Source organism: Paenibacillus sp. NPDC058898, assembly GCF_049316025.1.
In the GTDB taxonomy this organism is placed as follows: Bacteria; Bacillota; Bacilli; order Paenibacillales; family Paenibacillaceae; genus Paenibacillus_AQ.
In genome coordinates, this window is sequence record NZ_JBMOSM010000004.1 from 310,226 (window position 1) to 336,568 (window position 26,343).

Genomic DNA, 26,343 nt, shown 5'->3' on the forward strand with positions numbered 1-26,343 from the left:
ATGCTGCCGTCCTTGCAGCGAACCGCATGGATAAGTCTTTGAAAACCCTTATGACATTTCCAATGGATGCCGAACTAGAAGAATGAAAATTACGCTATGAAGTCAGTTATCCCTACGGGAAAACGTTTAGGAGGATAAGAGATGCCCGTTAAATGGAGATTAGCATTGCAGCTGCAGTATTATCGCGTACTTTTTTTGCTAGGCCTGAAGAGTCAGGAAATCTACTATATCGGAGGAAGCGAGGCGCTCCCGCCGCCGCTTACAAAAGAGGAAGAGGAGTTCTTGCTCAAGAAGCTGCCTACAGGCGATGCGGCCACCCGTGCCATGCTTATCGAACGTAACCTGCGTCTGGTTGTTTACATTGCCCGCAAGTTCGAGAACACCGGCATTAACATCGAGGATTTGGTATCGATTGGTGCCATCGGTTTGATTAAAGCGGTGAATACGTTTGACCCGGAGAAAAAAATCAAATTGGCTACATACGCCTCGCGCTGCATTGAGAACGAAATTTTGATGTATTTGCGCCGGAATAACAAAACCCGCAGCGAGGTTTCTTTTGACGAACCGCTGAATATCGATTGGGACGGCAATGAATTGCTCCTGTCCGACGTATTGGGTACCGAGAATGACACCATTTACCGTAATATCGAGGAGCAGGTCGACCGGAAGCTGCTGCAAAAAGCACTCGATAAATTAAGCGACCGGGAACGCATGATTATGGAGCTTCGTTTTGGCCTTCAGGACGGCGAGGAAAAGACGCAAAAAGATGTGGCAGATCTGCTTGGAATCTCACAATCCTACATTTCCCGATTGGAGAAGAGAATTATAAAGAGGCTCCGCAAAGAATTCAACAAGATGGTGTAACTGGAAATCGTAAGGAATAAAATAGCCCCCCTCGGAGATAATGTACAGTAATGTTTCTCCTTGGGAGGTTAGTCATCATGACGCGAAACAAAGTTGAAATTTGTGGTGTGGATACGTCAAAACTGCCTGTTCTGACGAATGTGGAAATGAGGGAACTGTTTCATAATCTGCAGCAGAACAATGAACGATCTGCTCGAGAAAAACTGGTGAACGGCAACCTGAGACTGGTGCTCAGTGTCATCCAAAGGTTTAACAATCGGGGAGAGTTTGTTGATGATCTGTTTCAGGTAGGCTGCATCGGATTGATGAAAGCCATTGACAATTTTGATTTATCGCAAAATGTTAAATTTTCCACGTATGCTGTACCGATGATTATTGGAGAAATACGTCGATACTTAAGGGACAATAACCCGATTCGCGTCTCCCGATCACTGCGTGATATTGCTTACAAGGCGCTTCAGGTCAGGGATCAGCTGACAAATGCGAACTCGCGTGAACCGACGATTTTTGAAATTTCCGAAGCGCTGAACGTGCCCAAGGAAGACGTTGTTTTTGCACTTGATGCTATTCAGGATCCCGTTTCGCTGTTTGAGCCGATTTATCATGATGGTGGCGATCCGATATATGTGATGGATCAAATCAGTGATGATAAGAACAAAGATGTGTCCTGGATTGAGGAAATAGCCCTCCGGGAAGCGATGCACAAGCTCGGACAACGCGAGAAAATGATTTTATCCATGCGCTTTTATGAAGGCAAGACCCAGATGGAAGTTGCGGATGAAATCGGCATCTCCCAAGCTCAAGTGTCTCGCCTGGAGAAGTCAGCGATCAAGCAGATGCAGAAACACGTCAAAACGTAAGAAGACCAGCCATCAATCGAACAGATAACGATCCCGTTCATGGGATCGTTTTTTTAATTTTAAATAAGCTATTTTACCCAATCGGCTCATATATTGAACAGAGGGATATGGAATAAAAACGGATGGACGGCTAACCTTCAAATACATCTAAGGTGTGATGTGCATGATACCTGATAATCAAATGGTGGGGAAAAAGATGAAAATTTCCGATTTTCAAACGAAGGATGTTATTAATATCATTGATGGCAAGCGGCTCGGACAGATCAGCGATCTGGAGCTGGACTTGAGGCAGGGCCGGATTGAAGCGATTGTGGTGCCTAGTTACGGTAAATTCATGGGGCTGTTCGGCGGAGGGAGCGACCTGATCATTCCGTGGCGGAATATCGTCAAGATTGGCTCGGATGTCGTCCTTGTCAAAATGGAGGAATTGCGAAGAACGCCCGATGATCCGGAATCGGTGGAATACCTTGAACGACCGGACCGGCGATCCTTCTAAACAGACAGATGGGTTAATGTGTCTCCGGCGTAGGTTTTCTGTTACACTGGTCATAGAGGTGGGATGCTCATGGAACCGTTTGTTAGGCAAGATCAGCAGACACCGAGTCTGTTTGTGCTCGAAAAATGGAGTGGGGGATCGGGAAGCGCCGCACTCACGGCCGGTTTTACAGGCCGGCATGGCGGCGTTAGCCAGGCCCCCTATGATAGTTTGAATTTAGCCTTTCATGTCGGAGACGAGCCGGGTGACATTGTAGAGAACCGGAAACGGACCGCTGCGGCGCTTGGCTTTTCTCTGGAAGACTGGACTTGCGGTGAACAGGTCCATGATGTTCAGATTGGCGTGGTTCATGATAAGGACAGGGGCAGAGGGAGCTTGGACCGAGCCTCGGCTTTTCAAGACACGGATGGACTTGTAACCAATGTTCCCGGCGTTTTATTGACGTCCTTCTACGCGGACTGCGTGCCGCTGTATTTCTGGGATTCGGTTACGGGTGCTGTTGGTTTGGCACACGCCGGGTGGAAGGGGACCGTGAGAAGCATCGCTGAGAATATGGTCGACAGGATGGCTGTGGAATACGGAAGTTTGCCTCAGCACATTCACGCAGCGATTGGTCCATCCATAGGCGAGTGCTGTTACGAGGTAGATGATCGGGTCATGGATCGTGTCCGTGATATTGGAATCGGGGAGTTTATATCCGAGGAAGTTACAAATTCAGCTGTTTATATCGACAAGGGACACGGGAAATACATGCTGAACTTGAAAGAAATAAACAGACACATTATGATTAAAGCAGGAATATTGGCGGAACATATCGAATGTACATCATGGTGTACAAGCTGCAATCACGATCTGTTCTTCTCCTATCGTAAAGATGGAGGGACGACGGGTCGTATGGCGAGTTGGATCGGGATGAGAAAGAGGTGAGTCGTCCCTTGAGTTTGAAGGAACGTATCGATCAAGTGGAACAGCGAATAACGGAGGCTTGCGCAAGAAGTGGCAGGGACCGAAATGATGTAAATATCATTGCGGTTACTAAATATGTCTCCTTGGATATGACAGCTTCGGTACTGGATCAGGGTCTGCAGCATATTGGCGAGAATCGCTGGCAGGATGCCCAGGCGAAGTGGGAAGCTCTTGGAGATCGCGGCACATGGCATTTCATCGGCCATCTTCAGACCAATAAGGTCCGGGATGTCATTGATAAATTTCAATATATTCATTCGCTCGACCGCTTGTCCTTGGCCCATGAGCTGGAGAAGAGGGCTGCTGCGCTGAATCTGCAGGTATCCGCCTTTATGCAGGTCAATATCTCGGGTGAGGAATCCAAGTATGGCTTGCCTCCTGAGCAAGCAGCCGAGTTTTTGAAGGAAATCAACAGTCTTTCACACGTAAAGGTGACCGGACTCATGACCATGGCTCCATACGAATCGTCGGCGGAGCAGACGCGTCCTGTATTTCGTGGTTTAAGACAACTAAGAGATGAGCTGAATGCACAGGCGCTTACGGCGGAGCCATTGACCGAATTGTCCATGGGCATGTCCAATGACTTTGAAGTAGCCATAGAGGAAGGGGCGACCTGGGTGCGTCTCGGCTCGATTTTAGTAGGGAAAGAGGAGGATTGACGATGGGCGTGATGAACCGGTTTATGAATTTCTTGGGACTGCAAGAGGAAGAAGAAGTTGTGGAACGCGAGGTTCTGGCCTCGCAGGAAGAGCCGGTGGAGGCAACGCCGTTTGATCATCGGAAGAACCAAAAGAGCGGCAATATCGTTAGCATTCATTCACAGAAGAACGTTAAGGTGGTATTAGTGGAGCCTCGTTCATATGATGAAGCACAGGAGATTGCAGATCATCTGCGCTCCTTCCGAACCGTTGTGGTCAATCTGCAGCGTGTGAGGAATGATCAAGCGCTGCGCATTATCGATTTTCTAAGCGGAACCGTGTATGCGCTTAGCGGCGGAATTTCAAAGGTGGGCGGGAACATCTTCCTATGCACGCCGGACACCGTGGAGATCCAAGGTTCAATCTCGGAGATTCTAGCGGACGAGCATGAATATAACAGAATGAGGTGATTTAGGCTTTGACCTACGAAATTTACAGTATAGTCGGAACGCTGTTCCAAATTTATTTTTATATGATCTTGGTCTACGTTTTAATGTCATGGCTTCCGAACGTGAGAGAAAGCTTTATCGGTGAGCTGCTTGGCAAGTTAGTGGAGCCGTATCTATCACCTTTTCGCCGCTTCATTCCGCCGATCATGGGTATGATCGATATTTCCCCGATCGTCGCACTGTTTGTGCTTCAACTGGCACAGCGCGGCGTGTACGCTATTCTCGGATATTTCCTGTAAGCAGGTGAATCAGCGATGAGACTGGACATCTATGATCATTTTCACAAGGATGAACGGGAATTTGTGGACCGGGCTTGGGAGTGGGTTGTCAATGCCGGACAATACCATGAAGCAAAACTGACGGATTTCCTGGACCCTCGGCAGCGATTCATTCTGGAATCGCTTGTTAATCGTCATCCGGATGTGCATGCTATGTTTGATGGTGGACATGCTGATGCAGAACGCTCGCGAGCGTTGATCGCTCCGGATTACCGAGCGCTTGAAGGCGAGGATTTCAAGATGAAGGTGCTCAGCATCTCTTCCGGAGATCAGAAGTTTCTGGAGCTGGAGCATGGCGATTATATGGGTTCGATATTGGGTCTTGGCATTAAAAGATCGAAGATCGGTGACATCCATGTGCTCGCGGACGGCTGCCATGCGGTCGTTGCCGACGACATTAGCGCGTTCCTCCATCTGAATCTCAGCCAGGTCCACCGGGTGCATGTGATGACGGAACTGCTGCCGCTGGACAAGCTTCAGGTTGTCCGCACGAATTTTGAAACGATGGACATTACGGTATCTTCCATGAGACTCGACGGGATCGCCAGTGATGCATACCGCATCAGCCGTACGAAAATCGTGGTGCCGATCAAGGCTGGCCGATGCCGCGTGAACTGGAAAGTGGAAGAGGATCCCTCAACGAATTTAAAAGAAGGCGATGTCGTTTCCATCCAAGGATTTGGACGGTTTAAAGTTTTGGAGACAGGAAGCCTGACGAAAAAAGGGCGGTACCGTATCAAGGTTGGGAAATATGCCTGACCTTTGAAGGAATTGCCGTTTTTTTGTCGAATGAGTACAAAGTAACATTCAAAATTACAATGGATTTACCGATAAATCGTAAATGACCGCTACTGTCTTCACGGACGGGTGGTTTGGCTAACACAGCGGATGAACCGTCCTGTAAGGCCCATATATTTAGGAGGTGCACACCATGCCATTGACGCCGCTTGATATACATAACAAGGAATTTGCCCGTCGAATTCGGGGTTATGATGAGGACGAGGTCAACGAGTTTTTGGATCAGATTATTAAGGATTATGAAAGTGTGATCCGGGAGAACAAAGAGTTGGGTAACCAGCTTATGACGATGCAAGAAAGACTGGATCATTTTTCGAATATTGAGGAAACCTTGTCTAAGACCATCATTGTCGCTCAGGAGGCGGCGGATGAGCTGAAGAACAACGCGAAGAAGGAAGCTCAGCTGATCATTAAGGAATCCGAGAAGAATGCGGACCGGATCATTAACGATGCGCTAGGTAAATCCCGCAAAATCGCGCTTGAGGTTGAAGAGCTGAAGAAGCAGGCTTCCATCTACCGCACCCGCTTCCGTTCCTTGGTTGAGGCGCAGCTGGAACTTTTGAAACAAGAAGGCTGGGAGACGCTGGAGAACCGTGAACCGAGTCTTGAACCTAAAGAGGTATACTAGGCGGGTATCCAGTTGACTTTTCTCGCGAAAGAGTCTATAACTAATAACATATTGTTGATTTATACAAGAATTCGTTGATGGGAATAGTACGCGAAGGATCTGTCCCTCAGAGAGCCGGCAGTTGCTGAAAGCCCGGCGTTCAGACCAAGCAGAAGATCATCCCGGAGAAGTGAAGCTGAAGCGTTTAACCGCGTGCGTAAGCTGAACCGTCAGCCGAACGTTACATCGGACCTTGCCTATTACATACAGGCATGGACATTGAGGTGTCGCTTGCGCAGGCTTTTTAGCGAAAAGTCGGTTAAGCGAAATTAGGGTGGTAACGCGAGAACAGGTTCTCGTCCCTTGGGGGATGAGGCCTTTTTTTATTTTCACAGAACATTTACGAAAAAGGGCGAGTTCAAAATCGGACTTTTTGAACAACCTCGAAAAAGAGTGAAAGGAAGATCTGCATGAACAAAGTAGACGTCAAGGAGAAGGCGCGGGCAAGAGAACTGCGCATCTTGAACAAATGGAATGAGGAGAATACGTTCAAGAAATCAATCGAGCTGCGGGCCGGCAAGCCGAACTATGTATTCTACGAAGGTCCCCCAACCGCAAACGGCGCGCCCCATATCGGTCATGTGCTCGGCCGGGTTATCAAGGATTTTGTGGGCCGTTATCAGACGATGAGAGGCTTCCATGTCGTTCGGAAAGCGGGCTGGGATACGCACGGACTTCCGGTGGAGCTTGGCGTAGAGAAGCAGCTTGGCATTTCCGGCAAGCAAGAGATCGAGAATTATGGCGTTGAAGCTTTTATCAAAAAGTGTAAATCCAGCGTATTTGAATATGAGCATAAATGGCGCGAGCTGACTGAAGCGATCGCTTATTGGACCGATCTGGATCATCCGTACATCACGCTCGAGAACAACTATATCGAGAGCGTATGGAACATTTTGGCGACGATTCATGATAAAGGCCTTCTGTATCGTGGTCACCGCGTAAGCCCATACTGCCCTTGCTGTCAGACCACGCTCAGCTCCCACGAAGTGGCTCAGGGTTATGAGGATGTTAAAGACCTTAGTGCAACGGCGAAGTTTAAGCTGCATGACAGCGGAGAGTATGTACTGGCATGGACGACGACGCCTTGGACGCTTCCGTCCCACGTAGCGCTGGCCCTTAATCCGGATATGGATTATGCTCGCGTCGAGCAGGAGGATGGCATCTATATCGTGGCTAAGAATCTGGTAGAGGATGTCATGAAGGGCGACTTTACCGTTCTATCGACGCTGAAAGGTTCTGAACTGGTCGGCAAGACTTACGATCCTCCGTTCCCGTATGTACAAGCCGAGAAAGTAAATCTCATCGTCGGCGCATCCTTTGTTACCGATGCAAGCGGTACGGGGATTGTACACATGGCGCCTGCACACGGTGAAGACGATTATCGCGTGTGCCGCGAGAATGGCATCAGCTTTGTGAGTGTCGTGAACGGCCAAGGCCGTTACACCGATGAAGTGACGGATTTTGCCGGACGCTTTGTCAAGGATTGCGATCTGGACATTGTGAAGGCATTGTCTGAAAAAGGACTGCTGTACAGCAAGGAGAAATACGAGCACAGCTATCCATTCTGCTGGCGCTGTAAGTCCCCGCTGCTCTATTATGCAATGGAGAGCTGGTTTATCGAAACGACAGCGGTTAAGGATCAACTAATCGCGAACAACAATGAGGTTACCTGGTATCCGGGCCATGTGCGCGACGGCCGCTTCGGCAAATTCCTTGAAGATCTGGTCGATTGGAACATCAGCCGGAACCGTTATTGGGGAACGCCGCTCAATGTATGGGTCTGCGATTCTTGTGAAGGACAATTCTCGCCGCACAGCATTGCGGAGCTTCGCGCCAACGCGGTAGGTGAGGTAGCGGAGGATCTGGAGCTGCATAAACCTTATGTGGATGAAGTGAAAGTGAAATGCCCTCACTGTGAAGGCGGCGTGATGGAGCGGACCTCGGAAGTCATTGACGTATGGTTTGACAGTGGATCGATGCCGTATGCGCAATACCATTATCCGTTCGAGGACAAGGAGAAATTCGAACAGCAGTATCCTGCCGATATGATCTGCGAAGGGATTGACCAGACGCGCGGCTGGTTCTACAGCTTGCTCGCCGTATCAACGCTCTTCACGGGTAAAGCGCCTTATAAAGCGGTTATGGCCACAGGTCATATTCTTGATGAGAACGGACAGAAGATGTCCAAATCCAAAGGCAACGTCATCGATCCTTGGGAAATCATCGAAGAGTACGGCACGGATGCGTTCCGTTGGGCGCTGCTGGCTGACAGTGCGCCATGGAACAGCAAACGCTTCTCGAAAGGAATTGTTGGCGAAGCCAAATCCAAGGTTGTGGATACGCTGGTCAATACTCATGCATTCCTGACGCTGTATGCCGGTATTGACGGCTATGATCCGAAGGAACATGACTTCAAGGGATCGGACCATAAGCTGGACCGCTGGATTCTGTCCCGCCTGAACAGCTTGATTCAAGTGGTTGACAAGGGATTGGCTGTGAATGATTTCCTGAATGCGGCAAAAGCAATCGAAGCTTATGTGGATGAGCTGAGCAACTGGTATATCCGCCGTTCGCGTGACCGTTTCTGGGGCAGCGGACTCGGAGAAGATAAGCTGGCGGCTTATGGAACGCTTACACATGTGCTGCTGACCCTCTCCAAGCTGATGGCCCCATTCACGCCGATGCTGTCTGAAGACATTTTCGTGAATTTGGGCGGAGGAGAAAGCGTGCATCTGGCCGACTTCCCGCAAGCCGACGAAACATTGATCGACAAGGCGCTTGAGCAGGACATGGAGACGGCAAGACAGATTGTAGAGCTCGCGCGCAACGTCCGCAACGAGACAGGGATTAAAACGCGTCAGCCGCTGTCTGAGCTGATTGTGTCGATGGATCGTGAGTTTGATCTCTCCGGTTATCAAGACATCATCAAGGATGAGATTAATGTTAAAGTGATTGAGGTGGAGACCAGCGATAGTGGGTTCGTCGATTTTACACTGAAAATGAACCTGAAGGTCGCAGGCAAGAAATACGGTAAAAATATCGGTTTCCTGCAAGGGTTCCTGAAAGGCATGAGCAGTGACGAGACCCGCAAGGTGGTGCATACGGGCGGTGTGAACGTTACTTCGCCGGAGGGTGAAGAATTACAGATCACGTCCGAAGAGCTGCTGGTGGAGAAGAAGGCGAAGGAAGGTTTCGCATCTGCTTCAGGTTATGGTTTAACCGTGGCGCTCAATACGGACATCACGCCAGAGCTGGAGCAAGAAGGCTGGGTTCGCGAAGTCGTGCGTGCCGTACAGGATACGCGGAAGAAGCTGGACCTTCCGATCGAGAAGCGGGTCAATCTGACACTGGATACAGATGATGAGCTTACAGTTGCGATCACTGCATTTGAAGATGTGCTGCGCGAGAATGTCCTGGTTAACGAATTGCAATTCGGACAAAGCGAAGGCATGGAGCGGGTTGAGCTTGGTGGCAAAACCATAGGCATCCAAATCTCATAAGTAATAAATTGGTTATACAACACTGCCCTTATCTACAAGGGGCAGTGTTTTTTTCGTGTTCAAAAAAGTATCGGTTTTCCATAGGTGATTCTCACGAACGAATGGGATTCTTCCAATTGATGCATAATAATCAGCGAAATCAAAAGTAATGATAAACAGGCTGCGAGCACACATGGTGATGGAGCTGCTCTTGATCTCATTTATTTGATGTCGATTAGTTTAGGCAAAGGGGCGGTGGACATGGCGGAGAAGCCGGATGCTGGGGTGTCAACTGAACAAAAAAAGCCGTTGGAGGATGAGCAGGACCAATTGAGCGCTATACACCGCATGACCACGGACATTGCAGAGCAGCTGGAGAAGGCCCGAATCGCTGAATACACCCAGCTGCTGAACCGCCCATGGAAATTGATATGGACCAATCTGCTGGCCGGGTCGGCCCGGGGTGTGGGAATCGCGATTGGCTTTACCTTTTTTGCGGCGACCATTATATACGTCCTGCAGGCGCTTGGCGCGTTGAACTTGCCAATTATCGGCGACTACATTGCGGATATTGTTCGGATCGTTCAGCGTCAGCTTGAACTAACGTGAGTTTGTATGTAATGCCCGGCAGCACTGCATCCAATTTTATGCTGCCGGTCGTAAAGACTTATTTAACTTAAAGATTCATCATCAGGGTCGGCATGGGGATCCAGCAGGTAACTTCCTTCGCCCCGGTTTAGGTAATCGACATATTGCGGACTTCGAACGATAAACACTTCGGAGCCATCGATATTGGTTGCAACGAAATTTTCATACACTTCAACAAATCCGCCTTGATCATCGCCATTCTCGATATCCATCTCGTTATAGCTGTCAATTTCGTTGCCTTCCGCCAGAGCAGGGGAATTGGAGCTACCCCAGCTTTCGACGATCTGCCAGGCGTCCTCGCCGTCAAACGCAGCATACTCGTGCTCATCCATACTGGATTTTCCAAAAGCGGGAGCAAGGACTTCCTCCTCAACCGGACGATCACGGGAGACTCGTTCACGAGGCGTGTCTTTTATACAATATTGCGTATCCGGGAGAACCTCCAACCGCTCGTACGGAATCGGCTGGCCGCAGGTAAGGCACACGCCGTAACGGCCGTGATGAATCGCTTCAAGCGAAAAAATAACTCGCTGCAGCTCCTGATCCACCCTATCCTGAAGGGCGAGGTCTTTTCCTCTTTCAAACATCTCGCTTGCCAAGTCCCCAGGGTGATTATCAATATGGGACAGCTCGCCGGTCATATCTCGCTCCGATTCCCCCAGCCCATGTTGATCGTTATATACCATGCGCCGTTCAAGCTCAACCTTTCGATCCATCAGCTTTTGTTGTAAATTATTGAGTTGCTCCTGAGTTAGATGCGACATGTCAGGCTCCTTTCATGGTCCGAAGTTGACCTTCTGGTTCATATGTATAGAGTGCACCCATTGAGATGGTTTTACTGACGGAAAATGTTCTCGCCACTGGACAGGAATGGACGGTTTCTGAGCCGCTGTGCTACAATAAGACGAGTTACTGACCGATCAGCGAAGTGATCGCAAGATTGGAGAAGACAAGAACGGAGTGACATAAACAAGTGGTGTATTATTTGATTGCATTTGTTTTATTTCTTATCGATCAGGGAACCAAGTACTTGATTGCCTCGAAGCTGGAGCTTTATGAACAGATCCCTGTGATCGGAGACTTCTTCCTGATTACCTCGAGCCGAAACCGGGGAGCCGCGTTTGGCATACTGCAGGATCAATTATGGTTCTTCATAGTGGTGACGCTAATCGTTGTGGGCGGGATTGTCTGGTACCTGCGGAAGGTATCGAAAGAAGGACGTAAGCTGCTGCCTACGGCTCTTGCGCTTGTACTTGGCGGGGCATTTGGGAACTTCATCGATCGGTTGGTGATGGGAGAGGTTGTCGATTTCCTGCAATTTAATTTTGGCAGCTACACATTCCCGATTTTTAATATTGCCGATTCTTGTATTGTCATCGGTGTGGGATTGATCATATTGGATACGCTTCTGGAAGGAAGACGCGAGAAGATACAGACAACAAGTGAAGTTTCTGGCACAGAAGGGAATGAATAATGTTGCAAGACGGTATGGATACAGATACGGAATGGACAGGCGAAACAGGGCACGAATCCGAAACCTATGAGTGGACGGTGGATGCAGAATCTGCCAAAACCCGTATAGATAAATACATAACAGAGAACCTCGGTGAGAAAGTTTCACGCTCCCAGGTGCAGTTATGGATTACCGATGGACATGTCATCGTTAATGAAGGTCCGGTTAAGTCTAATTACAAAGTGAGTCAGGGTGACCGCATCCTGCTGAAGGTTCCTGAGCCATCGGCAGTAGAGATTATTCCGGAGGACATCCCGCTTGAGATCGCGTTTGAAGATGCAGACGTCATTGTTGTGAACAAGCCAAGAGGGATGGTTGTTCATCCGGCTCCTGGTCATTCCTCGGGCACTCTTGTGAACGCATTAATGTTTCACTGCAAGGATTTGTCAGGCATTAACGGTGAACTCCGGCCTGGCATCGTGCATCGGATTGATAAAGATACAACTGGTCTTATTATGGCAGCGAAGAATGATAAAGCTCATGCTTCTCTTGCGGCTCAGTTGAAGGATCACAGCGTGAACCGTCGTTATCTGGCTTTGGTTCATGGCAATATGAGTCATGATCAAGGGACCGTTGACGCGCCAATCGGGCGGGATGCACATGATCGTAAATTGTATACGGTCACGGACCGGAACAGCAAGCATGCGGTAACCCATTTTACCGTCATAGAACGCTTCGGCGATTACACTCTTCTTGAGCTGAAGCTGGAGACTGGGCGTACGCATCAAATCCGCGTGCATATGAAGTATATCGGCCATCCTCTCGTGGGGGATCCCGTATACGGCAAGAGCAAGGGCATAAAATTGGACGGCCAAGCCCTTCACGCAGCCGTTTTGGGTTTTGTCCATCCTTCGAGTGGTGAGTATATGGAGTATTCGGCGCCGATGCCGAATGATATGGAAGAACTTTTGACGATTCTAAGGGGCCGCTAGCGGTTCCTTTTTGCATTTATATGTTTTGGGGTCACCGCAAAGTATTTGGAGTAAGCATCGAAGCATAAGCTCCACTTTGTGGGGCTATTTTTCTTGCCATTTCATCCCGGGATATGTTATAGTGACGATAACTTTTGATGAAGGAGGTGAGCAGGATGAATATCGAGATGGCTAACAACCGTATTAGCCAGCTGCCTTTAGCTATGGCTGGCATTGTTCATGCATTTCTCTACAACGGGAGAGGTCTGTCCAATTTTACCAATACGGTTTGTACCATCGCGAGAAGTCACCTGCCTGCCTGCACGGATTAAGCCTATTTAGGCTTACAATTCTTGAAGGGTCCGCGGAGCTTGCTCTGTGGGCCCTTTTTGCGTTTGCAGTCCGGGTCTTCTCCCTAATCTATACGCTCTTCGAACAGGTTGAATGTTCGCAGCATACAGGAGGAAACCTAGAATGAATATAATCAATGTACAGAAAATGACGCAATACCACGGTGCTCATCTGGTACTGGACCAGATATCGTTTGAAATACAGGAAGGCGAGAAGGTTGCGCTTATTGGAAGGAACGGCAGCGGGAAGTCGACGCTGATGCGCCTGCTTGCCGGTTTGGATCAGCCAAACGAAGGGCAGCTGGCTATAAAGAAGGGGGCAAAAATCGGATATTTAGAGCAGATTCCGAGCCATATGGATACCTGGACGGTGCTGGATGTATTGTCACAGGGGTTGAGTCACTTGAAGGATTACCGAGCGGAAATGACGGAGCTTGAGGAGAAAATGAGTGACCCGGACACCGCTGGAAATCCGGAACTGCTCGATCGAGTGCTGCGGAAATACTCATCACTTCAAGAGCGGTTTGAAACAGAGGGGGGTTATGAGCTGGAAGCGAGCATCGACAAAATCGCTACCGGGCTGCAAATACCCAAGAGCGAGTACGGACTGACCTTTGGCTCGTTGTCCGGTGGAGAACAAACCCGTGTCGCGCTGGCATCGCAGCTGATCGTACAGCCGGATTTGCTCTTGCTTGATGAACCGACCAACCATCTGGATTTGGCACGTACGGAATGGCTGGAGGAATTCTTACGCGAATATCCGGGAACCTGCGTCATAATCTCCCACGACCGATATTTTCTGGATCGGGTCGTGTCCAAAACGATTGAACTTGAAGATGGCGAAGCTTTTACTGCCTATGGTGGCTACACCGCGTTCATGAAAGATAAGGAAGAGCGTTTGCTGCAGCAGTTTGCAGACTATCAGGAGCAGCAGAAAGTAATCAAGAAGATGAAGGAATCCATCAAGCAGCTTGAAGAGTTCGGCCGGATTGGCGGCAATGAGAAGTTTTTCAAGCGCGCGGCTTCCATGAGGCGGGCGCTGGAGCGGATGGAGCGGGTAAAGAGGCCCGTGCTGGAACGAAGACAGGCTGATTTTGAACTGAATCCTCAGGATCGTTCCGGTCGCCGCGTGGCATACTTTGAGCAAGTTGAGGTTTCTTATGGGAATCAGTCGGTGCTGAGGGGAGCATCCGGTCTAATCGAATTTGGCGAGAAAATTGCGCTGATGGGCTCGAACGGTAGCGGGAAAACAACGCTATTCAAAGTGCTGTTGCGCGAGCTTACGCCCGATTCCGGTTCGCTTGAATGGGGTTCGCGTGTCGATGTAGGCTACCTCGCTCAGCAGGAGGAACCGGACAATCCGAAGGAAACGGTGCTTCAATATTTCCGGGAGAAGGCTGGAGTAGAAGAGGGAGAAGCTCGAGGAATATTGGCAAGGTATCTGTTCTATGGTGCGGCCGTGTTCAGATCGGTGGAGCAGTTGTCCGGAGGGGAATGGACACGATTGAGACTCGCGCTGCTAATCCATCAGAAGCCGAACCTGCTGCTTCTGGATGAACCCACGAACCATCTGGATATTGCCTCCCGTGAAGCATTGGAGGACGCACTGCAGGATTATGCGGGGACCGTTCTTGCCATTTCCCATGACCGTTATTTCGTGAATCAAGTGTCTCGCAAAGTGTGGGATTTGAATCAAGGGAAGCTGACTGTCTATCATGGGAATTATGATGATTTCCGAGCTAAGAAAGAACAGCTTGAAGCGGCATTGATAGGAAGGGAGCTATCAGCGGGGAGTGAAGGTATTACCAAACAGAAGGTGGCGCAGCAGCCCCAAGCGAAGGATAGCCCTGCTCCGCTTTCCAAACGCGTAAACGCGGATCGCTCTTCCGCCGTAAGGTCCAAATGGTTGGAGGAGGAAATTGCTCGTATAGAGTTCCGCATCCGGCAGCTTGACGACTGGCTCGAGACGGAAGGCGATGATTTACACGAGGATACGGATCTGTCGCTGCTCGAGCAGCGATGGAACGAGCGGGAGTCGCTATCCGCGAGTCGTGACGAGCTCCTTGCGGAATGGCTGGAGCTGACTTAAGCTCCGCCCAGCCGAAAAAGTACAAATCATTTGATATATAATGCATGGCTCCAGTTGTGATTTTCCTGCATATTTAGGATGAGTATGAAAGCTTGAGTAGGAGATGAATACAAATCATGAGTATGGATAAATATCAGGAAACGTACATTCAACAGAGCTTCGCCAACCGGATCGGCGGTGCTAATTATGGCAAAGATACAGCCATTTATAAATTCGAGAAGATCAAAAGAGCGAAGGCAGCTGCGAAGCAGGAACACCCTGGCACGGAGCTGATCGATATGGGAGTTGGCGAGCCGGATGAGATGGCGGATGCAGGCATCGTGGCGAAGCTGGCAGAAGAAGCGGCAAAGCGGGAAAACCGCGGTTATGCGGATAACGGAATTCCGGAGTTCAAGGAAGCGGCTGTTCGCTACTTGAAGAATGTATTTGGTGTTGAAGGCATTGATGCCGCTACAGAAGTTCTGCACTCCATCGGTTCCAAGCCGGCACTGGCCATGCTTCCGTCCTGCTTCATTAATCCTGGGGACATCACCATCATGACGGTTCCCGGATATCCTGTACTCGGCACGCATACCGAGTACTTGGGCGGCGAAGTTTACAATGTGGAGCTGAAAAAAGAGAATGGATTTCTGCCGGATCTCAACTCGATCCCTGAGGACATTGCGCGCCGCGCCAAACTGCTCTACCTGAACTATCCGAACAACCCGACGGGTGCCAGCGCAACGGCCGAGTTTTTCACCGAGGTTGTCGAGTGGGCCCGCAAGTATGGCGTTGTTGTTGTCCATGACGCTCCTTATGCAGCGCTCACTTACGATGGCTTAAAGCCGCTCAGCTTTCTCTCCGTCCCCGGCGCGAAAGATGTTGGGGTAGAGCTTCACTCCCTGTCCAAATCTTATAACATGACAGGATGGCGCATTGGTTTCATCGCCGGTAACCCGCTAGTGGTTAAAGCCTTTGGTGATGTGAAGGACAACAACGATTCCGGACAATTCATAGCCATTCAAAAAGCTGCCGCATACGGTCTGGACAATCCGCAAATTACGGAGAAGATTGCTGAGAAGTATTCCCGTCGCCACAACATGCTGGTAGACGTGTTGAACGGACTTGGTTTTACGGCCGAGAAGCCGAAGGGTTCCTTCTTCCTCTACGTTGAGGCTCCAAAAGGCGTTAAAGGCGGACGCCGTTTTGAATCCGGCGAAGATTTCTCACAATATCTGATTCGCGAGAAATTGATCTCCACCGTACCATGGGATGATGCGGGACACTTCGTACGCTTCTCCGTAACCTTTATTGCTGACGGCGAGGAAGAAGAGAAACGCGTCATTTCCGAAATTCGCAGAAGACTTAGCGATGTAGAATTTGAATTCTAATGAACACCATATAAACTCCGCTTGGCACACGACATTACTCGACATGATTGCTGTTGACATCTCCTGTAGGGTCTGTCATAATGGGATCAATCGAATAGCACCTTTAAATCAGTCCCGTGAGGCTGGCAAGGTAACGTGAACCGAGGTTCATTAACAGGAGGCATGGCTCTGTCTGCGGATAGATGCTGCGCTTTCGACACTATCTCTATGAGATCAACTCCTTGTCCAGCCGGGCAAGGAGTTTTTTTGTGTGTAATGAACTCACGGATCGTCTGAACTAAAGAGGGCTAATTAAACGTTTAGAAGGAGGATTTAAGGATGAGCAACGAACAGCATGTGATTATGGACGAGACGGCCATCCGCCGCGCACTAACGAGAATTGCCCATGAAATATTGGAAAAGAATAAAGGGATTGAGGACTGTGTCCTGGTCGGCATTCGCACACGCGGCGTGTTCCTGGCTCAGCGAATCGCTGAGCGAATGAGTGAGATTGAAGGTACGCCGATTCCATGGGGAGAGATCGACGTGACTTCCTACCGCGATGACCGTGAAAGTAAAGAAGCCACTGCAGAACGGGGAGCCAAGCGCAGTCTGGAACACCTGAATATTCATGACAAGAAAGTCATTTTATTCGATGACGTGCTGTACACCGGACGGACGATTCGGGCTGCGATGGATGCCCTGATGGACTGCGGGCGGCCTAGAATGATACAGTTGGCGGTTCTGGCAGATCGCGGACATCGCGAACTGCCCATCCGGCCGGATTATATCGGTAAGAACGTTCCTACCTCCAAACATGAGGAGATTACGGTTGCATTAACCGAATTCGACGGCAAGGACGAAGTGACCATTAGCCAAAGAGAGGAACGATAATCATGACAACAGCCATTTCATTGAAAGAACGTAGCCTCTTAGGTTTGAAGGATATTAGCAGGGACGAGATTGGATCGATCCTGAGTCGGGCGTCATATTGGGAAGCACAGTCCGAGAAAGTGGTGCCGGTACTTAAATCGAAATTTGCGGTTAATATGTTCTTCGAGAACAGCACCAGAACGAGATTTTCGTTTGAAATGGCTGAGAAAAGACTCGGCGCCGAGGTCATGAACTTTGCAGCGGCAGCCTCCAGCGTCGAGAAGGGCGAGTCCATCTACGATACCGTAAGAACACTGGAATCCATGGGGATCGATGCTGGCGTCATCCGGCTGAAACCCTCCGGAGTGCTTCAGGAGCTTGGGGAGCGGATCTCGATCCCGCTAGTTAATGCGGGTGATGGCAACAACGAGCATCCTACCCAGGCGCTGCTCGATCTGTATACGATGAAGAAAAGCTTCGGAGAGCTTAAAGGATTGACGGTATCCATTATCGGAGACATCAAGCATAGCCGGGTTGCGCGTTCGGACCTGTGGGCACTGCAGAAGTTCGGAGCCCATGTGCAATTCTGCGCACCGGAAACGATGCAGGCTCCAGAGCTGGCTCAGTATGCGCCCTATGTATCAATGGAGAAGGCACTAAAGGCAGATGTGGTGATGATGCTGAGGGTTCAGCTGGAACGCCATAGCGAAGGTGCATTCAAATCCAGCGCGGAATACCGGCAGCAGTATGGTTTGACGGAAGAACGGGCGGCCAAGCTGTCAGAGCACACGATGATTATGCACCCGGCACCGGTGAATCGCAATGTTGAAATCGACGATGCGGTCGTGGAAAGTCCTAAATCGATGATATTCAAGCAGATGGCGAACGGAGTGCCCATTCGCATGGCGGTTATGGAACGGGCGATGGGCTGATTGGAAAACGTGATATACGGTGTATAGAATGAATATGCGCTAATATTTATACACAAAAGTGAATTTTTATTATACAATATACAAAGAAGCGAATGGTGCTTCTGCTGCGGAGGGAATCAAGATGCAAATGCAAGTGATAAAGAATGCCAAAGTGATCAATGAACGAGGACAGCTCGAAGATAAACATATCGTCATTGCAGACGGATTGATTCAGTCGGTTGCAAGTGATATCGCAGCTTTGCCGGAAATGGACGATAACGTTCAACTAATCGATGCCGAGGGCAAACTGGTCACACCGGGATTCATCGATATGCATGTGCACTTGAGAGAGCCGGGTTATGAGCACAAGGAAACGATCGAGAGCGGCAGCCGCTCGGCAGTGAAAGGCGGCTTTACAACCATTGCCTGCATGCCGAACACAAGACCAGTGACCGATTCGCCGGAAACGGTGAAGCTTGTACTGGATAAGGCTAGCGAAGCGGGTCTGGCCAAGGTGCTGCCTTACGCAGCCATTACCAAAAACGAGCTGGGCCGCGAACTGACGGATTTTGAGGCCTTGAAGGCAGCGGGTGCGATCGGGTTTACGGATGACGGCGTTGGTGTGCAGAACGCACAGATGATGAAAGATGCCATGAACAAAGCGAAGGCGCTGGGCATGCCGGTCATTGCTCATTGTGAGGATGACTCGCTGGTAAAAGGGGCTTGCGTGACGGAAGGCAAGTTCGCTCAAAAGCACGGCCTGAAAGGTATACCCAATGAGTCGGAAGCGATCCATGTCGGACGGGACATTCTGCTTACCGAAGCCACCGGCGTACATTACCACGTATGCCATGTGAGCACAGAGCAGTCCGTACGCTTGATCCGCCAAGCTAAAGCAATAGGCATCTCGGTAACGGCCGAAGTATGCCCGCATCATCTGGTTCTCTCTGACGAAGATATTCCCGGTCTGGATGCCAACTGGAAAATGAATCCGCCGCTGCGCACCCCGCGTGATGTGGAGGCTTGTATAGAAGGTCTGCTGGATGGAACGCTCGATATGATCGTAACGGACCATGCGCCGCACAGCGCGGAAGAGAAGGCGAAAGGCATGGAGCTTGCACCATTCGGTATTGTAGGATTCGAAACAGCATTCCCACTGCTCTATACCCAATTTGTCGCTACAGGCAAATGGGATCTTGGCTTGCTGGTGAAGCGGATGACCAGCGACCCGGCAAGAGTATTTGGTCTTGCAACGGGTGTGCTGGAAGCTGGTAAAGCAGCAGATCTGACCATGATTGACCTCGAAGCAGAGAAAGAAGTGAATCCGGAAGAGTTCGCAACGAAAGGCCGCAACACGCCATTTACAGGCTGGAAGCTGAAAGGTTGGCCTGTGATGACTTGGGTGGACGGCGAAGTGAAATGGTCGGAGCAGCACGGATTTTAAGTAACACTTAGGCAAAAGACTTATAAAATAAATTACACATAGATGACAGGAGTGATCGGGATGCAGGCAAGATTGTTACTGGAGGACGGAACGCTGTTCAGCGGAAAATCCTTTGGCGCGGATGCTGAAATGACCGGAGAGGTTGTTTTCAATACAGGGATTACAGGATATCAAGAGGTGCTGAGCGACCCGTCTTACTGTGGACAGATCGTGACCATGACGTATCCTTTGATTGGAAACTACGGCATCACGCGGGATGACTTTGAATCCATTCGGCCGTTCGTCCACGGATTCGTTGTTCGTCGTCATGAGCCTGTTCCTAGCAATTGGCGTGCAGAATATAGCGTTGACAGCTTATTGAAGGAATACGGTATTCCAGGGATCAGCGAGATTGATACCCGGATGTTGACCCGGATCATTCGTCACTACGGTACGATGAAGGGGATTCTGACCACTTCCAACAAGCCAGTGGAAGAGCTTAAGGAGATGCTCGGTGATACGACGATCGCCGAACTCCGCAACCAGGTGGCAAAAACCTCAACGCCGCAAATGTTTACAAGCCCAGGCTCCAAGGAGCGGATCGTTCTGGTGGACTTCGGTGCAAAAAGCGGAATTCTGCGCGAACTGACTTCCCGCGGCTGCGACGTGATGGTCGTTCCGCATGACACGACGGCCGATGAAATCCGCAGACTTCACCCGGACGGCATTCAGTTGTCCAACGGCCCTGGGGACCCGAAAGACGTTCCGTATGCGGTCGATATGGTCAAAGAACTCCTTGGCGAATATCCGATCTTCGGCATCTGCCTTGGCCACCAATTGTTTGCACTGGCTGCGGGCGCTGATACCGAGAAGCTGAAATTCGGCCACCGCGGCGGGAACCACCCGGTAAAAGAGCTTGCCAGCGGACGCTGTTACATCACTTCCCAGAATCATGGCTATACGGTAAATGAAGATTCCGTCAAAGGGACGGATCTGGAAGTTACACATATCAACAATAACGATAAAACGATTGAAGGCTTGAAGCACTCGAAATTCCCGGCCTTCTCCGTGCAATATCATCCTGAAGCTGCACCTGGTCCGCAAGACAGCAGCTATCTGTTCGATCAATTTCTTGAGATGATAAGAGACCATAAACAGAATGAAATCCGGAAACCGCGCCAAGCGGTTCTGGCCGCAGCCGTGAAAGGAGCTCATTAATATGCCTAAAAATGATACATTGAAAAAAATTCTCGTCATCGGCTCCGGTCCGATTGTCATCGGGCAAGCAGCGGAATTTGACTACGCTGGAACCCAAGCCTGCCAAGCATTGAAAGAAGAAGGTATCGAGGTTGTGCTGATTAACAGCAACCCGGCGACAATCATGACGGACACGAACATGGCGGATAAAGTATATATCGAGCCAATTACGCTCGAATTTGTTACACAGATCATCCGTCAAGAGCGTCCGGATGGATTGCTCCCGACGCTTGGAGGGCAAACGGGCCTGAATATGGCCGTTGAGCTTGCACGCGCAGGTATTTTGGAGCAGGAGAATGTGAAGCTGCTCGGAACGCAGCTGGAGTCCATCGAGAAAGCGGAAGACCGTGACTTGTTCCGTGAGCTGATGCGTGAACTCGACCAGCCCGTACCGGAAAGCACGATTGTAACGACTCTGGAAGAGGCGCTTGACTTCGCAAATGAGATTGGATATCCGCTGATCGTGCGCCCGGCATACACTTTGGGCGGCACCGGCGGCGGTATCTGCGCAACCGAAGAGGAACTGCGTGAAACGGTCAGCTCCGGACTTCGTTACAGCCCGATCACGCAATGTTTGGTCGAGAAGAGCATCGCAGGTATGAAAGAAGTCGAGTATGAGGTTATGCGCGACGCGAACGACAACTGCATTGTGGTATGTAACATGGAGAACTTTGATCCGGTCGGCGTTCATACTGGCGACAGCATCGTCGTGGCACCAAGCCAGACTCTGTCCGATCGCGAGTATCAAATGCTCAGATCCGCATCGCTGAAAATCATCCGCGCCCTGAACATTGAGGGCGGTTGTAACGTGCAATTCGCGCTGGATCCAAACAGCTATCAATATTATGTCATCGAGGTAAACCCTCGGGTCAGCCGCTCTTCTGCCCTTGCTTCCAAGGCAACGGGCTACCCGATCGCGAAGATGGCAGCAAAAATTGCGATGGGTTACACCCTGGACGAGATCGTCAACCCGGTAACGGGACAGACTTATGCTTGCTTTGAGCCTACACTGGACTATATCGTCAGCAAAATTCCACGCTGGCCATTCGACAAGTTCATCCACGCAAACCGGAAGTTGGGAACTCAGATGAAGGCAACCGGCGAAGTGATGGCGATTGGCCGCACCTTCGAAGAGTCGATCCATAAAGCAGTTCGTTCTCTGGAGATCGGCGTGCACCGCCTTTACTTGAAGGGCGCTAATGAGCTGAGCGATGAAGTGCTTCAGCAGCGTCTGATCAAAGCCGACGATGAGCGGATGTTCCTGATTGCAGAAGCGTTCCGCCGGGGGTATGGACTCCAGCAGATTCAGGACCTGACAAAGATTGACTGGTGGTTCCTGGACAAGATCGAGCGCCTGATCCAATACGAAGATCACATTCGCAGCGAAGCGTCACTGACTTACGAAACGCTGTACGAAGCGAAGCGACTCGGCTTTACGGATCGTGCGATAGCCGAACTTCGCGCAGAAGGCAATGCCAGCACGCATACAACTGAGGAGTCGATCGGATTCCTGCGTCGCGAGCATGGATTGCGCCCGGTTTACAAAATGGTGGATACTTGCGCAGCGGAGTTTGAAGCAACGACGCCGTATTACTACTCGACGTACGAAACGGAGAATGAAGTCATCGAATCCGCCAAGGAGAAGGTCATCGTGCTGGGCTCCGGACCGATCCGGATTGGTCAAGGGATCGAGTTCGACTACTCCACAGTGCACGCTGTATGGGCGATCCAGAAGGCGGGATACGAAGCGGTTATCATTAATAACAACCCGGAGACCGTCTCCACTGACTTTAATACGTCGGACCGACTCTACTTCGAACCGCTCTTCCTCGAAGATGTCATGAACGTCATCGAGCAGGAGAAACCGATCGGTGTCATCGTACAGTTTGGCGGGCAGACAGCAATTAACCTAGCTGAGCCGCTCAGCAAAGCGGGCGTGAAGATTCTCGGTACCAGCTTGGAAAGCATTGACGAAGCTGAGGACCGTAAAAAATTCGAAGCGCTTCTGTCCAGACTCGAGATTGCCCAACCGAAAGGCAAAACTGTAATTTCAGTTGATGATGCTGTAGAAACTGCGCAATCACTGGGTTATCCTGTTCTGGTAAGACCATCTTATGTACTCGGTGGACGCGCGATGGAGATTGTATACTCCGACAGCGAGCTGCTGAGTTACATGAAAGAGGCGGTTAAGATTAACCCGGACCATCCGGTTCTGATCGACCGTTACATGATGGGTAAAGAAGTGGAAGTAGACGCGATCTGCGATGGCGATACGGTGCTGATTCCAGGCATCATGGAACATGTAGAGCGCGCGGGCGTTCACTCCGGTGACTCGATTGCGGTATATCCTCCGCAGTACTTGTCCCAAGGGCTGAAAGACAAGATTGCCGAAATTACGATCAAAATTGCCAAAGAGCTGAATACACGCGGACTTGTTAACATCCAGTTCGTTATCTATAAAAATGAAGTGTACGTGATCGAGGTGAATCCACGTTCTTCCCGGACGGTTCCGTTCCTGAGCAAGGTAACAGGCATCCCGATGGCGAACCTGGCAACACAGGCGATCATGGGCAGCAAGTTGAAGGATCTTGGATACGAGGAAGGCATGTGGCCGGAAAGCGAGCATGTATCGGTTAAAGTACCGGTCTTCTCCTTTGCTAAACTTCGCCGCGTTGAGCCTACACTTGGACCGGAAATGAAATCCACCGGTGAGGTTATGGGCCGTGACGTGAAGTATGCCAAAGCGCTGTACAAAGGTCTGATCGGTGCAGGCATGAAAATTCCTTCAACGGGTGCGATCATCGCTACCATCGCAGATAAAGATAAAGCTGAAGCTACAGCACTGCTGAAAGGCTTCCATAAGCTTGGTTATAAAATCATCGCCACAGGCGGCACGGCTGCAGCATTGAAAGAGGGGGGGCTTAACGTGACCACCATTAATAAGCTGTCCGAGGGAACACCGAACATTTTGGATATGATCCGCACAGGCGAAGCGAATTTCGTCTTCAACACATTGACCAAGGGTAAAACGCCGCAGCGTGACGGATTCCGAATTCGCCGTGAAGCGGTAGAAAACGGTGTGGTATGTATGACCTCGCTCGATACGGTTCGTGAGCTGCTGACGATGCTGGAGACCATCAACTTCTCCTCTGAAGCGATGCCGGTTTAATCGAGAAGGAGGGATATAGGTGAACGCCAGCTACAATGAAATGGCGGGCCGCCTGATGGTGGCCCTGGATTACCCCGATGCCGAGCGCGCGAAAGCATTAGTGCAGCAGTTGGAGGGTATCCCGTGTTATATGAAGGTCGGTATGCAGCTGTTCTACGCTGCCGGTCCCGATTTTGTTAAAGAATTAAAAGAAAAAGGTTATTCCGTGTTCCTGGATGTGAAGATGCATGATATTCCGAACACGGTAAAAGGTGGGTCGAACAGCGTAACGCGGCTGGGTGTGGACATGTTTAATGTTCATGCCAGCGGCGGCGCTCTCATGATGCAGGCGGCAAAAGCCGGGGCGGAGGCCGCAGTGGCGGACACCCCGGGTCTTGCCATGCCTACGATCATTGCGGTAACCCAGTTGACTAGTACGAGTCAGAATGTCATGAATAACGAAATCGGCATCCCGGGTTTGGTAGAGGATGCGGTCGTACGATATGCGAAGCTGGCTCAGCAAGCGGGACTGCATGGCGTCGTCGCTTCATCGCTTGAAGTGGAGGCCATTCGGTCCGCATGCGGCCAAGCGTTTAAGACCGTTATACCGGGTATCCGTCCAGCCGGTGCGGATATCGGAGACCAGACTCGGGTCCTTACACCAGGAGAAGCCATCCGCAAGGGCAGTCATTATCTGGTTGTCGGCCGTCCCATTACGGAATCCCCGAGCCCGAGACAAGCTGCAAAACAGATTATTGAGGAGATGATTCAAGCATGAGTACACTCGCGAATATTCCACATCAGATCGCATCTTATTTGCTGAAGATTGAGGCCGTTTCTCTTAGACCTCACCAGCCGTTTACGTGGACGTCGGGAATTAAGTCCCCGATCTACTGTGACAATCGCTTGACGATGTCCTATCCCGAGATTCGCGACTACATTGCTGAATCGTTCGCAGCCGTCATCCGGGAGCAATATCCGGAGGCCGAGGCCATTGCCGGTACGGCCACAGCCGGTATTCCGCATGCAGCCTTTGTATCCCAGAAGATGAACCTGCCCATGTCCTATATTCGGGACAAAGCAAAGGGTCATGGCAAGGAAAACCTAATCGAAGGCTTGATCAAGCCAGGTCAGAAGGTGGTTGTGATCGAGGATTTGATCTCCACGGGCGGCAGCTCGCTCAAAGCGGCGCAAGCGGTCAAGGATGCAGGGGCAGAGCCGCTGGTGGTATTGGCTATATTCAGCTACCAGCTGGATAAAGCGGTACAAGCTTTCGCTGAAGCCGGTATTCCGCTGCAGAGCTTGTCCAATTACGGAGCGCTGATTGATGTTGCGCTATCCGAGAATCGGATTCAGGAACAGGATGTGGAGCTTCTTCAATCCTGGAGATCGAATCCAACTTCCTTTGGCGTGTAAACAACTTATACCAGCTAAGATCATCAGGCTGTCGTCTTTGTGAGTTATCGCAGAGCGACGGCTTTTTTTATTGTAATGTGGCGAAGACAATCCATGGTGGGTGCCGGGTTGACAGCGGCAGGCTGGATCGTTACATTAGGACTGTACGCGGCTGGTAGCCAGCCATCGGTGTCCTTATGCTGATATAGAAGGGATATAGTCTAACAGATGAATGCTAAGAAAGAAGCAGTGCTTGAAGCCGGGAAGCGGTTGTTTTTGGAGCAGGGGATTTTACAGACGAGTATGGAGCAGGTTGCCGAAGCGGTCCCCGTTTCCAAGATGACGATTTATAACTACTATCAGAGCAAAGAGGGCTTACTGGATCATGTCGTGGACCGGATGGTTGACGAGCTCATGGCGATTTACCGCGATATGATGGACCAGGCAAAAGATCCGCTTGAGGCGTTAACCGTCTTCTACAAGGATCAGCACAAATTTTCGGCGTTTGTCTCGCAGAAATTTGTGGCGGATCTGGCCAAATTCCCGGAGCAGATGGACAAGCTGCTCCAATTCAACCAGAAATTCGTTGTTCCGGAATTTGAAATGCTGATCTTTAAAGGCCAGCAGCTTGGACAGATACGGAAAGACATCTCTCCCCAGGTATTGGTTGCGTTCCTTACTTTTATCAAGGAATTTACAGCCCGGAACGAATGGTACCATGGTCTGGGGAGCCTGAACGTGATCAGTGAACAGCTGATGACGATTCTTTATCACGGTATTATCCAGCAGGAAGATCCGTCTAATCTAACATGAGTACAAGAACATTCCAGAGGTGATTTCGACCCGGGAATGTTTTTTTATGAAATTTTACTGTTGAGCAGTTTGAAAATCGGCTGATTTGAGTATATGTTCCTATAAATT

The 26,343-nt window shown here is 50.3% G+C and carries 25 protein-coding genes and 1 other annotated feature; of the genes, 24 read left to right on the forward strand and 1 reads right to left on the reverse strand.

Annotated features, from left to right (window positions below; genetic code table 11):
* Positions 1-141: 141 nt before the first annotated feature.
* From sigE to ACOZB4_RS13400, 11 genes are all read left to right on the forward strand, one after another.
* Positions 142-864, forward strand: a complete 723-nt coding sequence (sigE, locus tag ACOZB4_RS13350) for an RNA polymerase sporulation sigma factor SigE (protein WP_071222992.1) — start codon at positions 142-144, stop codon at positions 862-864.
* Positions 865-941: 77 nt separating this feature from the next.
* Entirely contained in the window at positions 942-1,724 is a 783-nt protein-coding gene (gene sigG / locus ACOZB4_RS13355; protein ID WP_006209087.1) for an RNA polymerase sporulation sigma factor SigG, read from the forward strand.
* Between the two features lie 196 nt (positions 1,725-1,920).
* The gene (locus ACOZB4_RS13360; protein WP_243390607.1) at positions 1,921-2,220 is read left to right on the forward strand and encodes a YlmC/YmxH family sporulation protein; all 300 of its coding nucleotides are present in this window, start codon (positions 1,921-1,923) and stop codon (positions 2,218-2,220) included.
* 69 nt (positions 2,221-2,289) lie between these two features.
* A complete protein-coding gene (gene pgeF, locus ACOZB4_RS13365; protein WP_379406536.1) occupies positions 2,290-3,147 on the forward strand; it encodes a peptidoglycan editing factor PgeF in 858 nt (285 codons plus the stop codon).
* A gap of 8 nt (positions 3,148-3,155) precedes the next feature.
* Positions 3,156-3,845, forward strand: coding sequence for a YggS family pyridoxal phosphate-dependent enzyme (locus tag ACOZB4_RS13370; RefSeq protein WP_379406535.1), 690 nt, complete (start codon positions 3,156-3,158; stop codon positions 3,843-3,845).
* A gap of 2 nt (positions 3,846-3,847) precedes the next feature.
* On the forward strand, positions 3,848-4,294 hold the full coding sequence (locus ACOZB4_RS13375; protein ID WP_009589651.1) for a cell division protein SepF: 447 nt from the start codon (positions 3,848-3,850) through the stop codon (positions 4,292-4,294).
* Between the two features lie 8 nt (positions 4,295-4,302).
* Positions 4,303-4,572, forward strand: a complete 270-nt coding sequence (locus ACOZB4_RS13380; protein ID WP_076320646.1) for a YggT family protein — start codon at positions 4,303-4,305, stop codon at positions 4,570-4,572.
* Positions 4,573-4,587: 15 nt separating this feature from the next.
* Entirely contained in the window at positions 4,588-5,370 is a 783-nt protein-coding gene (locus tag ACOZB4_RS13385; RefSeq protein WP_422759549.1) for an RNA-binding protein, read from the forward strand.
* A gap of 172 nt (positions 5,371-5,542) precedes the next feature.
* Positions 5,543-6,037 carry a DivIVA domain-containing protein gene (locus ACOZB4_RS13390; RefSeq protein ID WP_076320648.1) on the forward strand — a complete coding sequence of 165 codons (495 nt, stop codon included), beginning with the start codon at positions 5,543-5,545 and terminating at the stop codon, positions 6,035-6,037.
* Positions 6,038-6,102: 65 nt separating this feature from the next.
* Positions 6,103-6,383, forward strand: a binding site (T-box leader).
* A 103-nt stretch (positions 6,384-6,486) separates the two neighbouring features.
* On the forward strand, positions 6,487-9,576 hold the full coding sequence (gene ileS, locus ACOZB4_RS13395; RefSeq protein WP_379406533.1) for an isoleucine--tRNA ligase: 3,090 nt from the start codon (positions 6,487-6,489) through the stop codon (positions 9,574-9,576).
* Between the two features lie 240 nt (positions 9,577-9,816).
* Positions 9,817-10,164 (forward strand): DUF5665 domain-containing protein, encoded by a 348-nt coding sequence (locus tag ACOZB4_RS13400; protein WP_076320650.1) that lies wholly within the window; start codon positions 9,817-9,819, stop codon positions 10,162-10,164.
* Between the two features lie 62 nt (positions 10,165-10,226).
* Here the strand turns inward: ACOZB4_RS13400 and ACOZB4_RS13405 are convergent, their stop codons facing one another.
* Positions 10,227-10,967: a TraR/DksA C4-type zinc finger protein gene (locus ACOZB4_RS13405; protein ID WP_076320651.1), complete on the reverse strand. Its 741-nt coding sequence runs from the start codon at positions 10,965-10,967 to the stop codon at positions 10,227-10,229.
* 209 nt (positions 10,968-11,176) lie between these two features.
* Between ACOZB4_RS13405 and lspA the strand changes: the two genes are divergently transcribed.
* The 13 genes from lspA to ACOZB4_RS13470 all read left to right on the forward strand — a co-directional run bounded on the left by lspA (position 11,177) and on the right by ACOZB4_RS13470 (position 26,235).
* Positions 11,177-11,677, forward strand: coding sequence for a signal peptidase II (gene lspA, locus ACOZB4_RS13410; protein ID WP_379406532.1), 501 nt, complete (start codon positions 11,177-11,179; stop codon positions 11,675-11,677).
* Positions 11,678-11,691: 14 nt separating this feature from the next.
* Complete coding sequence (locus ACOZB4_RS13415; protein ID WP_422759551.1) at positions 11,692-12,648, forward strand: RluA family pseudouridine synthase; 957 nt, start codon at positions 11,692-11,694, stop codon at positions 12,646-12,648.
* A gap of 167 nt (positions 12,649-12,815) precedes the next feature.
* Entirely contained in the window at positions 12,816-12,959 is a 144-nt protein-coding gene (locus ACOZB4_RS13420; RefSeq protein ID WP_379406589.1) for a hypothetical protein, read from the forward strand.
* A gap of 142 nt (positions 12,960-13,101) precedes the next feature.
* Positions 13,102-15,066 carry a ribosomal protection-like ABC-F family protein gene (abc-f, locus tag ACOZB4_RS13425; protein WP_379406530.1) on the forward strand — a complete coding sequence of 655 codons (1,965 nt, stop codon included), beginning with the start codon at positions 13,102-13,104 and terminating at the stop codon, positions 15,064-15,066.
* A 116-nt stretch (positions 15,067-15,182) separates the two neighbouring features.
* Positions 15,183-16,436 carry an LL-diaminopimelate aminotransferase gene (locus ACOZB4_RS13430; RefSeq protein ID WP_379406529.1) on the forward strand — a complete coding sequence of 418 codons (1,254 nt, stop codon included), beginning with the start codon at positions 15,183-15,185 and terminating at the stop codon, positions 16,434-16,436.
* Positions 16,437-16,754: 318 nt separating this feature from the next.
* Positions 16,755-17,309 carry a bifunctional pyr operon transcriptional regulator/uracil phosphoribosyltransferase PyrR gene (pyrR, locus tag ACOZB4_RS13435; RefSeq protein WP_379406528.1) on the forward strand — a complete coding sequence of 185 codons (555 nt, stop codon included), beginning with the start codon at positions 16,755-16,757 and terminating at the stop codon, positions 17,307-17,309.
* Positions 17,309-18,220: an aspartate carbamoyltransferase catalytic subunit gene (locus ACOZB4_RS13440; protein ID WP_179090579.1), complete on the forward strand. Its 912-nt coding sequence runs from the start codon at positions 17,309-17,311 to the stop codon at positions 18,218-18,220. The genes pyrR and ACOZB4_RS13440 overlap by 1 nt, the downstream gene beginning before the upstream one ends.
* A gap of 121 nt (positions 18,221-18,341) precedes the next feature.
* Entirely contained in the window at positions 18,342-19,643 is a 1,302-nt protein-coding gene (locus ACOZB4_RS13445) for a dihydroorotase (protein WP_076320658.1), read from the forward strand.
* 60 nt (positions 19,644-19,703) lie between these two features.
* Positions 19,704-20,840, forward strand: a complete 1,137-nt coding sequence (locus ACOZB4_RS13450) for a carbamoyl phosphate synthase small subunit (RefSeq protein ID WP_213645330.1) — start codon at positions 19,704-19,706, stop codon at positions 20,838-20,840.
* Position 20,841: 1 nt separating this feature from the next.
* Positions 20,842-24,048, forward strand: coding sequence for a carbamoyl-phosphate synthase large subunit (carB, locus tag ACOZB4_RS13455; protein ID WP_379406527.1), 3,207 nt, complete (start codon positions 20,842-20,844; stop codon positions 24,046-24,048).
* A gap of 40 nt (positions 24,049-24,088) precedes the next feature.
* Complete coding sequence (gene pyrF, locus ACOZB4_RS13460; protein ID WP_379406586.1) at positions 24,089-24,805, forward strand: orotidine-5'-phosphate decarboxylase; 717 nt, start codon at positions 24,089-24,091, stop codon at positions 24,803-24,805.
* Positions 24,802-25,443 carry an orotate phosphoribosyltransferase gene (pyrE, locus tag ACOZB4_RS13465; RefSeq protein ID WP_339271962.1) on the forward strand — a complete coding sequence of 214 codons (642 nt, stop codon included), beginning with the start codon at positions 24,802-24,804 and terminating at the stop codon, positions 25,441-25,443. The genes pyrF and pyrE overlap by 4 nt, the downstream gene beginning before the upstream one ends.
* A gap of 207 nt (positions 25,444-25,650) precedes the next feature.
* Entirely contained in the window at positions 25,651-26,235 is a 585-nt protein-coding gene (locus tag ACOZB4_RS13470) for a TetR/AcrR family transcriptional regulator (RefSeq protein WP_379406526.1), read from the forward strand.
* The last annotated feature ends 108 nt before the right edge of the window (positions 26,236-26,343 follow it).

What these genes read in the sequence shown, in the direction of transcription:
- ACOZB4_RS13415 (WP_422759551.1), top strand. Translation starts at nt 11,692, where the DNA reads ATGGATACAGATACGGAATGGACAGGCGAAACAGGGCACGAATCCGAA.
- ACOZB4_RS13445 (WP_076320658.1), top strand. Translation starts at nt 18,342, where the DNA reads ATGCAAATGCAAGTGATAAAGAATGCCAAAGTGATCAATGAACGAGGA.
- ACOZB4_RS13375 (WP_009589651.1), top strand. Translation starts at nt 3,848, where the DNA reads ATGGGCGTGATGAACCGGTTTATGAATTTCTTGGGACTGCAAGAGGAA.
- ACOZB4_RS13450 (WP_213645330.1), top strand. Translation starts at nt 19,704, where the DNA reads ATGCAGGCAAGATTGTTACTGGAGGACGGAACGCTGTTCAGCGGAAAA.
- sigG (WP_006209087.1), top strand. Translation starts at nt 942, where the DNA reads ATGACGCGAAACAAAGTTGAAATTTGTGGTGTGGATACGTCAAAACTG.
- ACOZB4_RS13390 (WP_076320648.1), top strand. Translation starts at nt 5,543, where the DNA reads ATGCCATTGACGCCGCTTGATATACATAACAAGGAATTTGCCCGTCGA.
- ACOZB4_RS13430 (WP_379406529.1), top strand. Translation starts at nt 15,183, where the DNA reads ATGAGTATGGATAAATATCAGGAAACGTACATTCAACAGAGCTTCGCC.
- abc-f (WP_379406530.1), top strand. Translation starts at nt 13,102, where the DNA reads ATGAATATAATCAATGTACAGAAAATGACGCAATACCACGGTGCTCAT.
- ileS (WP_379406533.1), top strand. Translation starts at nt 6,487, where the DNA reads ATGAACAAAGTAGACGTCAAGGAGAAGGCGCGGGCAAGAGAACTGCGC.
- sigE (WP_071222992.1), top strand. Translation starts at nt 142, where the DNA reads ATGCCCGTTAAATGGAGATTAGCATTGCAGCTGCAGTATTATCGCGTA.
- ACOZB4_RS13385 (WP_422759549.1), top strand. Translation starts at nt 4,588, where the DNA reads ATGAGACTGGACATCTATGATCATTTTCACAAGGATGAACGGGAATTT.
- pgeF (WP_379406536.1), top strand. Translation starts at nt 2,290, where the DNA reads ATGGAACCGTTTGTTAGGCAAGATCAGCAGACACCGAGTCTGTTTGTG.
- ACOZB4_RS13405 (WP_076320651.1), bottom strand. Translation starts at nt 10,967, where the DNA reads ATGTCGCATCTAACTCAGGAGCAACTCAATAATTTACAACAAAAGCTG.
- pyrF (WP_379406586.1), top strand. Translation starts at nt 24,089, where the DNA reads ATGGCGGGCCGCCTGATGGTGGCCCTGGATTACCCCGATGCCGAGCGC.
- pyrR (WP_379406528.1), top strand. Translation starts at nt 16,755, where the DNA reads ATGAGCAACGAACAGCATGTGATTATGGACGAGACGGCCATCCGCCGC.
- pyrE (WP_339271962.1), top strand. Translation starts at nt 24,802, where the DNA reads ATGAGTACACTCGCGAATATTCCACATCAGATCGCATCTTATTTGCTG.
- ACOZB4_RS13420 (WP_379406589.1), top strand. Translation starts at nt 12,816, where the DNA reads ATGGCTAACAACCGTATTAGCCAGCTGCCTTTAGCTATGGCTGGCATT.
- ACOZB4_RS13470 (WP_379406526.1), top strand. Translation starts at nt 25,651, where the DNA reads ATGAATGCTAAGAAAGAAGCAGTGCTTGAAGCCGGGAAGCGGTTGTTT.
- carB (WP_379406527.1), top strand. Translation starts at nt 20,842, where the DNA reads ATGCCTAAAAATGATACATTGAAAAAAATTCTCGTCATCGGCTCCGGT.
- ACOZB4_RS13400 (WP_076320650.1), top strand. Translation starts at nt 9,817, where the DNA reads ATGGCGGAGAAGCCGGATGCTGGGGTGTCAACTGAACAAAAAAAGCCG.
- ACOZB4_RS13360 (WP_243390607.1), top strand. Translation starts at nt 1,921, where the DNA reads ATGAAAATTTCCGATTTTCAAACGAAGGATGTTATTAATATCATTGAT.